The organism is Lysinibacillus sp. FSL M8-0355, assembly GCF_038008985.1.
Lineage (GTDB): Bacteria > Bacillota > Bacilli > Bacillales_A > Planococcaceae > Lysinibacillus > Lysinibacillus fusiformis_D.
Genome location: NZ_JBBPAI010000001.1, coordinates 2,570,538 through 2,584,709, shown reverse-complemented (window position 1 = coordinate 2,584,709; position 14,172 = coordinate 2,570,538). Strand labels below are relative to the sequence as shown.

Below are 14,172 nucleotides of genomic sequence, written 5' to 3'. Positions count from 1 at the left end.
GAATGTCCATTCATTTTTTAGGGGGATAAAAATGGAGAATAAAATTCGTTACGACACACGGAAAGTCCACCGTGTCAATTTGGCTATCATCTCAATATTAGCCATTTTAATTTGCGGACCAATGATTCTATCGAAAGGAATACATTTTTTATTTATTGGGCTTGCTGTCATTTCATTGGCAGTTTGTAATTATTTATTACCCATCAAAACGTATGTCAAAGGTTTTATCTTTGGCTTAATTCCATCAAGTGTTGTTTTCACACTATTTTTGCTTGATAGCTTTTCATTAAATAAGCATTATATTTTACTATGCACGGTGGCCATTATTGCCTTGTATTTTAAAAAAGAATTAATTGTCTTCTTTGGTATTCTAACAAATCTTAGCTTTTTCATTTTATATATGGTCAACTCGTCATCCTTGTTGGGCCCATTTGATGATATCATCGTCTTTGTAACACTTCTAGCGATTATGAATGGCGTGATTATTGTCTTTTATTTGCTGGCCAAATGGGGGAATGAGCTGATTGAACATGCAAAGGCGCAGCAAAATGAGGTACAAGCATCCTTCAATCAGTTACAAAATACCTTTCTTGAAATCGAAAAAAGCAGTCAGGCCTTGGATGAGCATGTCACGCAATTCCAGCAAACGATGCAAAGGATTTCAGGCTCTAGTAAACAAATATTGCTAGCGACAGAGGCTATTTCGGCAAGTATTCAGCAGGAAGCCTCTAGTCTGCAAGTGATTCATGGCACAATGGGCGATTCCGTCCATTTCGTGAATGAAACTTTGACCATATCAAAGGATACTGTAGGAAAATCAACTGAGCTGCAGCAGGAGGTTTTGGCAGGTTGGAACAAAATGCAGGAGGCGATGGCCCAGATGAGCGTGATGAGTGATGCGATGAGCTCAACTGCAGAAACTGTAAATGAGCTACAGCACAGCTTGCAAACGGTAGATAGCCTATTAAAGGGAATTACACATATTGCAGAGCAGACCAATTTATTGGCATTGAACGCGGCCATAGAGGCGGCCAGAGCAGGGGAGCATGGTAAAGGATTTGCCGTAGTGGCAGATGAGGTACGCAAGCTAGCAGAGGAAAGCGCGGCGATTACCGTAAGTATTACAAATGTGACGAAAACCTTGTTTGAAAAATCAACAGCAGCACATCAACGTTCTGACGATGGTGAGAAAGCGTTACAGCATGGGGAACAATTGTTGCAGGAAGTCAGTCATTTCTTAAATGTCTTGAAGGATTCATTTGCTCAAACCAATACAGATTTAACTAGGGGAATGCATGAATTAAGCAGTGCGATTTCACAGTTCGAGACAATCCAAGTGCAAATTGAAAGACTTAATAAAATGACTGAGCAAAATGCTGAGTCCACTGGCGATATTTTACATTCAGTGGAAGATGAAAATCAGCTACTGGTGAGGATGACCGATACGACCAATCGCATTCAGACGTTAAGTGATACGTTAAAATCATTAGTGATGGCAAAGGTTTGATTGAATCATTGAAATTGAAATAAATGGTAGGGTAAAATGAGAATATGATTTAACATTGTAGATGGAGGGTATATAGATGTTATTCATCAGCATTGTTTTATCCATACCTGTTTAGGTTATTGTATATGGTGCTTATATGATCCAGAAGAAAGTTTTATTTTTTGAACGTTGGCGCTACAAAGAAACGCCAACGTTATCTGATTTGTAAATCAAATTCATACGTATTGGTAGCGTGTTTGCCAGGGTGATTGTAACGTTTTATTTAATTGCAGTAGCACCTGATCCGTTGCCAAATGTTACAGGATGAGTTGAAAATAGAGGAGGGATTCCATGAACATTCGTAGCTTAAAAAGTTCAGATTACTATATTTTATCTCCATTGATTAATGAGTGGTGGGGAGATAGGAATATGTCAGATAAGCTGCCCAAATTATTTTTTGATCATTTTACGAATACTAGCCTAATTATGGAAAAGGATGGCGAAATTATTGGCTTTCTTGTAGGGTTTTTATCGCAGGCCAACTCAAATGAAGCATTTATCCATTTTGTTGGGGTCCATCCTGATTACAGAAAACAGAATATTGCAAAAAGGTTATACGACGTATTCTTTCATGTAGTGAAGCAATATCATCGAAATATTGTGAAATGTGTCACGTCACCTATAAACGAAATTTCGATAGCCTTTCATACGAATATGGGCTTTAGAATGGAAAAGGGTGACAAAGAGATGGATAAGGTGTCCGTCCACAGCAATTACGGTGGCGAAAATCAAGATCGTGTGTTGTTTTATAAGATTCTACCGTAATTAGCTTTACAGAACTTGCATATAGTCCCGAATAAGGGGGCTATAAATGTTTATCAAAAAGGTATTTACGTTATGGTTTCTACTAGCTGTTATTGTTTGTAGTGGATTTTTCCTTTTAGCGAATGCACCTATTCAATATGCTGAAAAATCCAATGTTTCAGTGCCACAGCCCAGCAATAATGAATTATTGGGTTATATTCAGCAATATCAATTTTTAATCAGTGAGATTTCCCATGCCTTGCGCAAAGAAAATTATAGCTTTCAATTAGATTACGGGGTTCTGCCTAATGACAAAATCGAACTTCTCGTGTCATTACCAGACAAGGCTGATACTAGCACCAAACAAAAAATAGAAGAAATTATGTTGAATGTGTTGAAAGAAAATAATTTAAATCCCGTTTTTTTTCAATTAACGTTAAAAAATCTTTACGAACCAGCAGAGCCTAGCTCAACGCGACTAAGCTATAATGATGTCCTCGCCAATCTATTTGAAGAAATGATTGACCAAAATTATGGCATCTTCAGTATCGATCATAGTATTACATCTGAGGAAATTCAGATAAGGATTAATTTAACACAAGAGAAAAATAACATGATACAAAAGCAGGTTTATCAGCTAGCGGAAGACATGATTAAGAAACATCATTATGATGTAGAGCAATTTTCTATCGATGTTCAAAATAATATCAAAATTTTAGATTAAAGGGTTATGACAAAAGTTTTTTAAATGCAGATCATTGATTAGGAAAGAGCTGTATAGAAAAACTCTGGCATAAACAATCTATGAAATAAATAGTAGCACATCCCTCTTATATAGAGAGGAGAGCCTATTTAGGGTGAGGTTGTACGTTAATACTAAAGACTGAGCAGACCAGTTTGGTTATGCTCCTTTTTTATATCAACGAACACCTCTATATCCTATAAAATGGAGGTTAAGAATGATGAATAAAATAGCTATCGTTACAGGTGCAAGTCATCCAAGAGATATTGGTACAGCTATTTGCAGAAGATTGGCTGCGGATGGGGTAAATATTTTTTTCACACACTGGCAAGCTGATCCTGCTTGGATTGATGAATTCCAAATGGAGATAGAGAGTATGAGGGTCTCTTGTGAAGATATGACGATTGATTTATCAAATCCACTGGCAGCATAAACGATATGTCAGAAGGTTGTTGAAAAACTAGGCGTACCTTCCATTCTAGTAAATAATGCAGCTCATTCAGCACAAGATGGCTATTTAAAGTTAGATGCGCTAACACTCGACCAACATTACGCAGTCAATATGAGGTCAACCTTTCTTCTTTCTGTTGAATTTGCCCGACTATGGAAAAAGGCCAATTTAAAAGCAGGCAGAATTATTAATATGACATCAGGTCAGGATTTAGGTCCGATGGTTGGGGAATTAGCCTATGTCTCGACGAAAGGAGCTATTTCAGCGTTTACAAGGTCCTTAGCTCAAGAACTCGCTCCCTTAGATATTACCGTAAATGCTGTCAATCCAGGGCCAACAGATTCTACTTGGATGAATGACGGCATTAGAACCCATCTGTTACCGAAATTTCCACTGGGTCGGATTGGTACGCCTGATGACGTGGCGAAAACCATTAGCTTTCTTGCAAGTGAAGAGGCTACATGGATAACTGGACAAATCATTCATTCAGAAGGTGGGTTTTTGCGAGGATAGAAAAGTTGAGATTAAGAGTCTTGCTTAGGCATTGGGGCAGGCTCTTTGTATGTCAACAAATGACCTAACATAAAAAGGGTCACTCCCAAATATGGAAATGACCAAGTTTTGTAAGGTGTGTTCGTTGGAGGAAAAAATCTTAAAGAACAGATTCTATATTATTTTATTCGTTTAAAATAATAATTTTTAGGTTTTTAACCAGTGACTAAGCTTCTTCCTCAAGGCTGTATTTTTTCCCATAATCAACACTTTTATACTCCTCCTACTTATGTATCGTAAGGCAAAAAGGTTGCTGTAGACCCACTCGATGTTGAGTTGTTATTATAAAAATGTACGTAAGTGGGAGGTAAGTGAATTGGAAGCAGAAAGATATAATAATCTTAAATTAGGTGAGCGTGGTGCAATCATCAGTATTATTGCCTATATAGTTTTGTCCATTATAAAAGTTGTAATGGGATACATGACGGGTTCAGAAGCTTTGAAGGCAGATGGGCTAAATAATACGACCGATATTATTGCTTCTATTGCAGTACTTATAGGGCTAAAGCTTTCTCAAAAACCTGCAGACCATGATCATCGATACGGTCATTGGAAAAGTGAAACCATTGCATCGATGGTAGCTTCATTTATTATGATGGCAGTTGGTATTCAAGTATTAGTGGGTGCTTTTACGTCCATTTTTCAAGGTGGAAAAGAATCTCCAGATATGATCGCAGCCTATGTTGGGTTAGGATCAGCAGTGGTTATGTATGCTGTCTATCGTTACAATAAAAAATTGGCTGACAAGATAAACAGTAAAGCAGTCATGGCTGCCGCTAAAGATAATTTGTCAGACGCTTGGGTAAGTATTGGCACTGCTGTAGGGATTTTAGGATCACAACTACATATGCCTTGGTTGGATACGGTAACTGCTATAGTGGTAGGTTTCATCATTTGTAAAACAGCTTGGGACATCTTTAAAGAAGCTTCTCATGAACTTTCTGATGGATTTGATGAGAAAATTCTTCAAACATACAAAGATATTATTTTAAAAATAGAGGGAGTCAAAGGGCTAAAAGAAATCAGAGGAAGAAATTATGGTAACAACGAGGTGATAGACGTCGTCATTCTTGTAGATGCAAACTTAGATATAACGGAAGCTCACGATGTCGCGTCTGTTGTTGAAAAAAATATGGTTGAAGAACAAGGCGTTTATGAAGTGCATGTACATGTTGAACCCAAGGAAGCATAGTCGGGTATAGCAGTTACGATGAACATTCATCAAGTTTGAGGAATTTTGGTACATTCCTGTCCAATTCAATAATAATTAAATTTGTAAGGATAAAATTTTATAATAGCACCTACAATTCAATTCGCGGCTTTTAGACTGTGGCAAATACAATGTTTGTCACAGTTTTTTCTTTTGATATCTTACTCTTCATTCTTTTGCGTAGTAGCATGTTGTTTTGGAGACAGTCTAAATGATATTCATAAGCTAATGGATATCTTTTAAATAAAAGACTGTCGAAATGATGAAGGTTAATGTAGTGTAAAGAGCTGTTAGAACACTTTGGAGTAGCAGAAGTAGTTGTTCGTTCTGCTTGAAATGGTAGAAACAGTGCATAGCATGTTGGAGACATACCTGTCAAAAAATATATGAGCAGTTGAGCTTGCTTTAGAAGGGGATTGTCTGATGAAGGCTACCACAATTAAGCAACCTTGAGTGAGCTTAATCACTCTTGGTGAGAAAAAATTGAAACATGTAGTAGGGCAACACCTTGATCCAATTGCTATCCAAGCTGGTAAAACAATGGACATAGGATATTGTGAATGTCCCTCCAATTAAAAAAGCGCTTCAAAAGCATGGAATTGGAAATGTAAATTTACCAATGGGTGTTGTCATTTAACTTCTAAATCAGTTAAATGGTCATTGAATTCAGAAGTAATTAGAGGTCGATGAACTGCACTTTGGTGATTTAAAGGGTGGTTGTTATGCATGGAAGCTGAATACAGTGAAAGTATTATCTAAGCCAGTGCTGACAAAAGGGAAGTTAAGCCTATAGGAATGAGATAAGGAAATAGTTGAAAGAAGTGTTCAGTAAACGAGTTGTGACAATATATGCAGGTGAAGAAAAGAAATTAATAAAAGGGTCACTGGGGTGGGGGAAGACCCTTTGATCATAATAAGTGTGTAGAAGGATGTTAGATAGCATTAGATTATGGTAGCTTAAAGAAGGCGTTTATGGATGTAGCCAATAATAAAGGTGTTACTTATGCATAAAACGAGCGCCAACAATAATTAAAAGAATAAATAGGACAACGATTAGTGCAAATGATAAATTATCATGTTTGCCATAGTCTGTATGATAAACTTCATTTCCCATATTAAATCTCCCCCCCTTCTATAATCTAGAATATGTAGAGTTATAGATAGGAGAGATGCTATTCATCTAATTAATCATTCCTTCCTTTCGTAAAAAAATAATTTAATCACTCTATTAACCTATTTATGTATTAAAGTAATTACTTGTGTTTTTCAAGTTCTTCGATACGTTTTTCTAGCTTTTTAATCTTAGCATCAGCTGATGAAGCAAAGGCAAAAGAAGCTGCTGCAAATAGAAAAGCTATTAAAGCAAAAGTATTCATCGGAAACCTCCTAATAATGATAAAGGAAAACTGTCTGCATTAATTTACGGATGAAACTGGCAAAGGTTTCAAATAGTTTAAAGGCGATGAATAAAGAAAAAGCCGCAGCGTTTGTATACGCCACAGCTCGAATTGGTTTATGCCCGTCGATGGCTTAGTCAGATACGCACTATAACACATTGAAGATACATAGTAATCACTATTCTTAATAATGCCTTTATTAAACTTAATTATTTTCTAAGTACATCTTTTAATAGCTGTATCATTTCAGCCTGCTGTTCTATTTTTTTACGACCATTTCGATTAATTGCAGCAAGCTCTAAGCCAATTGCAGCAGCAAAGAAGAATAATAAACTTTCATACATATAAAAACCTCCAAACGTTTAAATCAAATAACCTTACTCAACTGTTCCTTTAGTAAATTCTTCTGATGCTCGTTTTCTTCTTTACGCTGATATACATTGTTTCGCATGAGGGCGATAATAACAAGCAATGTCCCTGCAACATCAAAAATTGTTATTTTATATCCTTGGATCATCATAATGACTAATGTTGTGATTGGGACGAAGTTAATGAATAAAATTGCATTTACGGACGATAAAATTTTTACGCCATAGTTCCAACTAAGTAATGCCACAAAACCTGGTAATATCATCATAAATAATAAATCATACTTAACTACAGAAATCGTTCCTATGTTTGGCATAGACACATGCCCTTGGATTGTAAATAACACTGTTAAGAAACCTGTTACAATTGTTCCAAAAACACATGTCAATGTTGAATAGCGAAGGGTAGACCAATCACTAAATGATGCTCCACCCATCGTATAAATCACCCATCCAACAACACCAATGAGGATAAATGCGAGTGAAAACAGATTATGCTTAAGTGTAAGTAAGAAGCTTATATCACCTTTTGTAATGACAAAAATTGCACCAATAAAAGCAATAGCCATACTGATCATCATGTATTTCTTCGGTTTCACATGTTTAAATCCCCATAAAACGCCAATTGAAATCATCGGCATGAGCGCCTCCATAATAGAAGCTACCATAATACCTGATTTTCCCATTAACATTTGGCCATAGAAAATTAGCACATTATATACAGTAAAAGCCATCGTTCCGTAGAAGACTAGCAGCTTTCCTTTTCCTTCAAAACGAAATGCCTGTCTTCCTTCTTTTATCCATAAGAAAATGACTAGTATAATAGCTACTGCTCCATATCGTATAGTTGAAAAATAGAATGGATCTATGTAGGCCAAAGCATGATCCGCGACTGGAAACATTGCTCCCCATGACATACTTGCTATTAAACATGCCACTGCGCCTTTTAATAATTGAACATTTTTCACATTTATCACTCCGTATATCCCAATTCTTTTTAAATTCCGCAATAGCCATTATAAAAAAGAATATGCATCATGTATAATGATTGAAAACGATTAATAACATCATTTAAAATGATATTTTACAAGAGGAGCACTTAATGGAACTACGAGACTTGTTGATTTTTAAGAGCGTCGCAAATCACGGAAGTGTGAGCCATGCAGCAAAGGAATTAAATTATGTTCAATCTAATGTAACTGCGCGTATAAAGCTATTAGAAAAGGAGCTCAAAACATCGCTTTTTTACCGCCATAAAAAGGGGATGACATTAAATGCAGAAGGAAGAAAAATGCTAGTATATGTTAATAAAATTTTGCAGGATGTCGAAGAATTGAAACAAGTATTTTTAGATAGTGATTCACCAGCAGGTACTTTAAAAATTGGTACAGTTGAAACGGTGAATATATTGCCAAATATTCTTGCTTCTTATTACAAAGAGTGTCCCAATGTCGATTTAACACTGCAAGCTGGTTTAACTGAAGAACTTATTAAAGAAGTAACAGATCACCAATTAGACGGGGCTTTTATTACCGGGCCCATTAAACATCCACTTTTAGAACAATATGATGTATGTAATGAAGAACTCGTTCTTATAACCCCCAAAAAAACTTTTCATATAGAGGAATTTATGACTACACCAATTCTTATGTCAAATCAAGGTTGCGGTTATCGAGCGAAGCTAGAGCAGTGGCTTAAAGACGAGGGCTTGCTCCCTAAAAGGATCATTGAATTTAACATATTAGAAACCATTTTAAAAAGTGTTGCAATTGGTCTAGGAGTTACGATTGTTCCGCGATCAACTGTTGAACATCTTTCTACTACAGGCAAGGTTTATTGTCATCCAATCCCAGATAAATACGGCATTATTTCAACCGTCTTTATACGACGGAAAGATGCATATATGACAAAATCGATGGAATATTTTTTGAAAAAAATTGTTGAGCACCAATAACTTTCACGGTTTGTTTTGACGTCCCGATACTGATTTAAATAGTGTCCTTAGAGTATTAGCGATTTTAAGGGCATTGAATCCAAAGTGAATGGCAAGATTTAAAAGATACAGGAGCAATTGGGAAAGAATAAATATAAAGAGCGCGTATATCCTTTTCGCCAGGTATTAATATTGCTGAAATAATGGTCCTTTGAAAGAATATTTTATTGCGTTAAAAGTACATTAAGGTTTTTCTATTTAAAGCTAGTCTCATTTTGTGGATATAACTCTAATTGAATTGTATTTTTATAAAAGTCAATAGACCTTTTCAAATTTTGTACAAACAATTCTAAACGCATATAAATTTCCATTTTCAAGCCCCGTAGATAAAAAATAGTTATATCAACGTGATAACGAGTTGAAATGATTGGTGTTACGAATGTTAATGTTACAAATTTTTTTATTATTCATCCCAAAGGACTGAATATATTCTCCGATTTAAGAGCTTTTATGTTACTTCACATTTTGAGGATAAAACAGGCTATGTGAATGAAAATTAATAATGAAATCGAATTATTGCATGAACGGCATCGTTTTTGAAAGAAATTGTACATTAAATGGGTTTCATGGTGGGGTTAGAAAATAATAAAGGGTCACGCTGCGAGTAGTGACCCTTTACTAGCATAGTTCTAGTGCAAACTTCAAAAGTACTAATTATATTTTAGTGAAACTACCTGTGTAGAGACGTATAATCAAACGCGTACCTTATGACCAATGTATTGGGCTCTTTCCAATTTAATTGATATGCCCCTTCTGAAAAGGGTCTATAGCCATCATCGGTATGTGTATTTATTAAATATTTACTCTATGATATCAAAGGGGTGGGGGAGTTTCAGCTCAATTCGTAGTCTTACAAAATGTATTACATGAAGGGCTACCTTTGTTGAATGAGTATGTCCCCATTTGAATTAAAAATGCATAAATGAATAACTAGTTGCAAATCCACGGGGTGAAGCTTTTCTACAAGAATCCAAGTACTAAGAAACAAATGAAAGAGGGATTTTTTCCCTAATTGGAGAATATAATACTAATAAGAAAATTTAAAGGGGTGACGAAAAAATGAATAACAATATTAAAGATGTGGAAAAAAAGCATAAATATAAAATCTATCCAAAATCAGAAAGACTAACAGTAGTCTTTTTATTTACATCCGTCCTAGTTTGGGGGTTTTATGATAGATTTACGACAGGTCATTGGGGAGTTCCAGCATATTTGATAATCATGACTTTTGTCTTTAATTTAATTGTTAGAAGTTATTATAGTAGAAAGGAAAAAAAAGGAGACGGAAAATTATAACTTTACATAAATACCTAATTAAGTTGGTGTAAAATAGTACCAAAAATACTATTATGAGGTGATGAAATGTTAAATTCAAAAAAAATAATTGCTAGTGCTCTTTGTTCAACTATGTTATTTGCAAGTAGCAGTGTATGTATTCCTAATGCATATGCCTCAGAAATTGCTCCAACAGAGTATAGGGTAGTAGATTCTGTAACTACGGATAGTTCGCTTAATTTTAATCTAGTTAATTCTTTAAATAATATTGATATTAATGTTGAATATACTGACGATGGTTTTGTAGTAAACTCACTCAATAACGGAAATGAAAAAAGTACTTTGATTTATAATAGTTCTACTGGTATTGCTACTTTAAATGGTAAAGATATTAATCTTGAGATAACTGAACCTGACTTTAATGCAGATACAAATTCAGATATGTCAGTTTATGCTACTGATTATGTTTATGTAGCTCCAGCCAGTCTTTCTTTTAAAGGTGTAGCTACATCATTTAGTGATGTAGCCACTTTAATGACAGGTGTAATTGTTATAGGTGCATGGTTAGGAGTAAAGCTTCCTAATAAATTAGTATCTGATAAAGTATCAAAAGCATTAGGCGCAATTGGTGTTACAGCTCTAATAGTAGAAAGACAGGTGAGCGGCACATGGAAAGCGGATTTGGTCAGAACAAAAGATAAATTTAATACTGGGTACCCAGGTTCTATAAATCAATATCAATACAAGTTTCGTTATCAAGATATTAATTCATCGCTAACAATTGGACCTTGGAAAATAGATTTTGCTGTTGATAATGTTGGCGATTGGTGGTTCCAAGATAAACCTATGAGATAAGAAACATTTATTTTTAAGAGCTCTGCACTAACTGAATATGACTGTTTAATGTATCATCTTATCGTAAAAAACCAGGCGCTCGAATGAGTACCTGGTTATTTTTCTATTTTAATACAGAATCATTTAACAAAACATTAAATTCGTCAACTTTACTGTTGTCTGAAATCTGTTGTTACGAGCGAAGTTGTAAACGTAACAGGGCTATATCTCAGCTCTATATCACAACGGTAGTAGCAGAGGGGAGGGCAATAAATTGGAACAAAAGAAACCAGTGATTCCGTTGAATCTTCAGTACTTTGCAGACACAACCATGCATGCTCGTGATGCTATTCATGGTGCACAAGGGAAAGCGTATGTGAGGGTTGAAGGAAAACGTTATTTATTTGCACAGCTAATCAACCTAGAGGCACGTATGGACAAAACCAAAACACAAGTCCCTATTATGGGTCGTGTAGCTAAAGGGAATAGATCAACAGGTGCAGAGTATCCAGAAAGTGCCACATTCTATTTCAATACATCTATTTTCCGTAAATTATTGAAGCGTTATAAAGACACTGGAGAAGATGGCACAAACAGCCTGCCGACTACTCTTTCAAGAGTGCTACAAGGCAGGTATTGACTTTGTTTTCATCACAGAAATATCGTAGCCAAGCTCGCCAAAACTATCTATATGAGCAAGGTAGAACAAGACCAGGGCAAGTAGTTACCTGGACACGAAATAGTAATCATACATCGCGTAGAGCTTGGGATATTGCTGTAGCACCGCCAAGAAATTTATATGATATTTCTACTCTTTCAAAGGTTGGGGCAATAGCTAAAAAACTAGGAATCACTAGGGGAGGCTATTGGCCTGTAGGTCAGTATGATGCACCTCATTTTGAAATTCCTACAACATGGAAGATGCCTGCAGGTTATAAATTTGAAGGACAAGTAATCGTGCCCTCAAGTAGTGCCATAAAGGTACAACTCATTGTAGAGGATACACAAAAACAAAAGGAGGATGATACTATGAAATTCACAAGCACAACCGCAAAAGCTGCAGTACGTGATTACATTCAACAAGCCGTAGACAAAAAGGTGATTGATAAGTCATGGCTTGAAAAATTCGATAATGGAACTATGACAAGTGGTGATTTTGAAGGATTGAAGATTATCATTGCACAACGTAGCGTTTAACAGCAAATGCCTGTTACCTTAATCGGTAATGGGCATTTCATAAAAATATTATAAGAATAGTAATGTAAATAATATGTCAATAGTCAAATTAGTGAACTTGTTATTAGCAATATTTTTTTGTTTTTATTGAAAATATCAAGCATAAAATGGAGTTAACGCTATAAATGTATATATAGCACTAAAAAAATATCGATACCACTAAAAAAAGATGGGAATAAGTAGCGTGATTTGGCGGACTTGACGAATTTCCTTTGAGTAGCGCCAAATTAATGGCGTTCACACCGTCAAAAAAGTGGCGTGAACATAATATTGAATTGGGGAAGTTACCAATGATAGGATAATAATTAACTCGAGGTAAGGATTTGCTAGTGAATCAAATACAAGTTTGAAGGGATAAATCATGAAACATACAAAAATTATTAGTATTTTACTAACATTTACTTTATTAATTAGCATTGTATTTCCATCAGCTGCCTCAGCAATGGAATTCACAGATAATGATCAAAATGAAAGTTTATATTCGGAAACTGAATTATTAGTTCCTCAACTAGATACAGAGGAATATAATAAATACATTTTAGATACTGAAAATTATATAAATGAGCATCCAGAATTTAAGGAACTATATGAATCATTTACCGATGTTGAAAGACAATATTTTTTTTGGGATTCTATTAACACTGCACGAACTCCTTTTATGAATTCACTGGAATCTGAACAATTTATTGTTGCTCCGAGGGTCGCTCCGATTGTATGGTTCGTTGCAGCTACATGTGTTAAACTAGTTGTAAAACAAATTCCAAAAGCAACAGTGAAATTTTCTTCACACGCAGTTATACAGGCTAATGCACGTCAACTTTCTTCCAAACAAGTTGCTGATGCAATTGTAAATGGAAAAAAATTCATGGATAAACATACACGTGCTAGAGCTATTTATGATAAAGATCAAAATATTAATGTAGTGTTTATAGGGAATTCAAAAGAGGTTGTAACGGTTTACAAACCTGATAGTGGGGAAATCGCTAAGAAATTTATTAGTAGTAACTGGGGATGGTAAGATTTAATTATGGCAACCTTATACGATAGATCATTTGATGCATCAAAGACAAGTTTAGAAGTGGTTAATATAGAGAGTGATACTGTTTCCAGTAATATTTTGATTAAATTTAATTGTGGTGAACATCATTTAGATTTTAAGTTTTTGGTTTTACGAAGTGATCTTATAATGCTGCATACGCTGATATTAAATAATTGGGACGAATTATTGGAAGCAGAAGTATGGGACTCAACGGATCCATCTTTTTCATTTGCTATTTTAGCGAATAATAGTGACCTAATTGATGAACAGATTTATCAATTCCAATTTTGGATTGATGCAGGAGAATATAACTCTCATAGAGCTACTCGTTCCGGTATTGGTATTACAATTTATCAAGATAGAAAATCTATTGAACAATTTGCATTACAGATAAAAAAAGAATTTGATTAGGATTTAAAGCAAAGGCCAGGCGCTCATTCAACAATGAGTACCTGGTTTTTTTTATTTCCACAAATTAATTACTTAATAAAATACAAAAATAAATAAACCAAGACAGCTACATGCCATCTTGGTTTATTTTCATTTCTAATAATACTTGTTTACGTTCTAATATTAATTCCATGAGCTCGTCTAAATCTTCCTCTAAGGCGTGGTCTCTTATAAAGCTACGTGCTCCAGATCGTGCACTAAGATATTTAGCACGTTCTTTATTCTTCGCTTGCCAACGTTTATTCGCCTCAGTCTGCGGATTTTTCTTCATTAAATCCTCCTCTTTAATATAGTACGATGTCTTTAAAAAGAAGTACCTAAATTTTTCCCCAATT

Annotated in this window: 16 protein-coding genes and 1 pseudogene; 12 read left to right on the top strand and 5 right to left on the bottom strand. The window is 35.1% G+C overall.

From position 1 onward, the window contains the following. Nucleotides 1–31: 31 nt before the first annotated feature. The 5 genes and pseudogenes from MKY46_RS12665 (at nucleotide 32) to MKY46_RS12645 (ending at nucleotide 5,227) form a co-directional block, all read left to right on the top strand. On the top strand, nucleotides 32–1,507 hold the full coding sequence (locus MKY46_RS12665; RefSeq protein WP_036117013.1) for a methyl-accepting chemotaxis protein: 1,476 nt from the start codon (nucleotides 32–34) through the stop codon (nucleotides 1,505–1,507). Nucleotides 1,508–1,837: 330 nt separating this feature from the next. Continuing rightward, complete coding sequence (locus tag MKY46_RS12660) at nucleotides 1,838–2,311, top strand: GNAT family N-acetyltransferase (protein WP_036117011.1); 474 nt, start codon at nucleotides 1,838–1,840, stop codon at nucleotides 2,309–2,311. A gap of 46 nt (nucleotides 2,312–2,357) precedes the next feature. Next, entirely contained in the window at nucleotides 2,358–3,014 is a 657-nt protein-coding gene (locus tag MKY46_RS12655; RefSeq protein ID WP_058843683.1) for a hypothetical protein, read from the top strand. A gap of 235 nt (nucleotides 3,015–3,249) precedes the next feature. Further along, nucleotides 3,250–3,996: pseudogene (locus MKY46_RS12650) on the top strand (SDR family oxidoreductase). Nucleotides 3,997–4,351: 355 nt separating this feature from the next. Beyond that, nucleotides 4,352–5,227: a cation diffusion facilitator family transporter gene (locus MKY46_RS12645; protein WP_101966709.1), complete on the top strand. Its 876-nt coding sequence runs from the start codon at nucleotides 4,352–4,354 to the stop codon at nucleotides 5,225–5,227. A 1,015-nt stretch (nucleotides 5,228–6,242) separates the two neighbouring features. On the opposite strand, the gene MKY46_RS12640 is transcribed toward MKY46_RS12645, so the two are convergent. The 4 genes from MKY46_RS12640 to MKY46_RS12625 form a co-directional block, all read right to left on the bottom strand. Further along, nucleotides 6,243–6,359: a YjcZ family sporulation protein gene (locus MKY46_RS12640; RefSeq protein ID WP_080717009.1), complete on the bottom strand. Its 117-nt coding sequence runs from the start codon at nucleotides 6,357–6,359 to the stop codon at nucleotides 6,243–6,245. Nucleotides 6,360–6,498: 139 nt separating this feature from the next. Next, nucleotides 6,499–6,621 (bottom strand): hypothetical protein, encoded by a 123-nt coding sequence (locus MKY46_RS12635; RefSeq protein WP_256375530.1) that lies wholly within the window; start codon nucleotides 6,619–6,621, stop codon nucleotides 6,499–6,501. Nucleotides 6,622–6,851: 230 nt separating this feature from the next. After that, nucleotides 6,852–6,986 (bottom strand): YrzO family protein, encoded by a 135-nt coding sequence (locus tag MKY46_RS12630; protein WP_080717008.1) that lies wholly within the window; start codon nucleotides 6,984–6,986, stop codon nucleotides 6,852–6,854. Between the two features lie 23 nt (nucleotides 6,987–7,009). Then, the gene (locus tag MKY46_RS12625; RefSeq protein WP_283778197.1) at nucleotides 7,010–7,927 is read right to left on the bottom strand and encodes a DMT family transporter; all 918 of its coding nucleotides are present in this window, start codon (nucleotides 7,925–7,927) and stop codon (nucleotides 7,010–7,012) included. A 185-nt stretch (nucleotides 7,928–8,112) separates the two neighbouring features. On the opposite strand from MKY46_RS12625, the gene MKY46_RS12620 reads away from it, so the two are divergent. From MKY46_RS12620 to MKY46_RS12590, 7 genes are all read left to right on the top strand, one after another. Beyond that, nucleotides 8,113–8,964: a LysR family transcriptional regulator gene (locus MKY46_RS12620; protein WP_036116998.1), complete on the top strand. Its 852-nt coding sequence runs from the start codon at nucleotides 8,113–8,115 to the stop codon at nucleotides 8,962–8,964. A 1,098-nt stretch (nucleotides 8,965–10,062) separates the two neighbouring features. Further along, the gene (locus MKY46_RS12615) at nucleotides 10,063–10,299 is read left to right on the top strand and encodes a hypothetical protein (protein ID WP_036116996.1); all 237 of its coding nucleotides are present in this window, start codon (nucleotides 10,063–10,065) and stop codon (nucleotides 10,297–10,299) included. A 66-nt stretch (nucleotides 10,300–10,365) separates the two neighbouring features. Then, a complete protein-coding gene (locus tag MKY46_RS12610) occupies nucleotides 10,366–11,133 on the top strand; it encodes a hypothetical protein (RefSeq protein ID WP_058843688.1) in 768 nt (255 codons plus the stop codon). Between the two features lie 253 nt (nucleotides 11,134–11,386). Further along, nucleotides 11,387–11,752, top strand: coding sequence for a phage tail tube protein (locus MKY46_RS12605; protein ID WP_170829827.1), 366 nt, complete (start codon nucleotides 11,387–11,389; stop codon nucleotides 11,750–11,752). 2 nt (nucleotides 11,753–11,754) lie between these two features. Next, nucleotides 11,755–12,309, top strand: coding sequence for a M15 family metallopeptidase (locus MKY46_RS12600; protein ID WP_036116908.1), 555 nt, complete (start codon nucleotides 11,755–11,757; stop codon nucleotides 12,307–12,309). 400 nt (nucleotides 12,310–12,709) lie between these two features. Further along, on the top strand, nucleotides 12,710–13,366 hold the full coding sequence (locus MKY46_RS12595; RefSeq protein ID WP_058843689.1) for a DUF4258 domain-containing protein: 657 nt from the start codon (nucleotides 12,710–12,712) through the stop codon (nucleotides 13,364–13,366). Nucleotides 13,367–13,375: 9 nt separating this feature from the next. Next, nucleotides 13,376–13,798 (top strand): hypothetical protein, encoded by a 423-nt coding sequence (locus MKY46_RS12590; RefSeq protein WP_036116903.1) that lies wholly within the window; start codon nucleotides 13,376–13,378, stop codon nucleotides 13,796–13,798. 106 nt (nucleotides 13,799–13,904) lie between these two features. Here the strand turns inward: MKY46_RS12590 and MKY46_RS12585 are convergent, their stop codons facing one another. Further along, on the bottom strand, nucleotides 13,905–14,108 hold the full coding sequence (locus MKY46_RS12585; RefSeq protein ID WP_058843690.1) for a hypothetical protein: 204 nt from the start codon (nucleotides 14,106–14,108) through the stop codon (nucleotides 13,905–13,907). Nucleotides 14,109–14,172 lie beyond the last annotated feature (64 nt).

Bases quoted from the DNA above. Each gene is read 5' to 3' on its own strand.
- MKY46_RS12585 (WP_058843690.1), bottom strand. From the start codon at position 14,108: ATGAAGAAAAATCCGCAGACTGAGGCGAATAAACGTTGGCAAGCGAAG.
- MKY46_RS12665 (WP_036117013.1), top strand. From the start codon at position 32: ATGGAGAATAAAATTCGTTACGACACACGGAAAGTCCACCGTGTCAAT.
- MKY46_RS12660 (WP_036117011.1), top strand. From the start codon at position 1,838: ATGAACATTCGTAGCTTAAAAAGTTCAGATTACTATATTTTATCTCCA.
- MKY46_RS12640 (WP_080717009.1), bottom strand. From the start codon at position 6,359: ATGGGAAATGAAGTTTATCATACAGACTATGGCAAACATGATAATTTA.
- MKY46_RS12625 (WP_283778197.1), bottom strand. From the start codon at position 7,927: ATGTCATGGGGAGCAATGTTTCCAGTCGCGGATCATGCTTTGGCCTAC.
- MKY46_RS12615 (WP_036116996.1), top strand. From the start codon at position 10,063: ATGAATAACAATATTAAAGATGTGGAAAAAAAGCATAAATATAAAATC.
- MKY46_RS12590 (WP_036116903.1), top strand. From the start codon at position 13,376: ATGGCAACCTTATACGATAGATCATTTGATGCATCAAAGACAAGTTTA.
- MKY46_RS12595 (WP_058843689.1), top strand. From the start codon at position 12,710: ATGAAACATACAAAAATTATTAGTATTTTACTAACATTTACTTTATTA.
- MKY46_RS12635 (WP_256375530.1), bottom strand. From the start codon at position 6,621: ATGAATACTTTTGCTTTAATAGCTTTTCTATTTGCAGCAGCTTCTTTT.
- MKY46_RS12655 (WP_058843683.1), top strand. From the start codon at position 2,358: ATGTTTATCAAAAAGGTATTTACGTTATGGTTTCTACTAGCTGTTATT.
- MKY46_RS12620 (WP_036116998.1), top strand. From the start codon at position 8,113: ATGGAACTACGAGACTTGTTGATTTTTAAGAGCGTCGCAAATCACGGA.
- MKY46_RS12630 (WP_080717008.1), bottom strand. From the start codon at position 6,986: ATGTATGAAAGTTTATTATTCTTCTTTGCTGCTGCAATTGGCTTAGAG.
- MKY46_RS12610 (WP_058843688.1), top strand. From the start codon at position 10,366: ATGTTAAATTCAAAAAAAATAATTGCTAGTGCTCTTTGTTCAACTATG.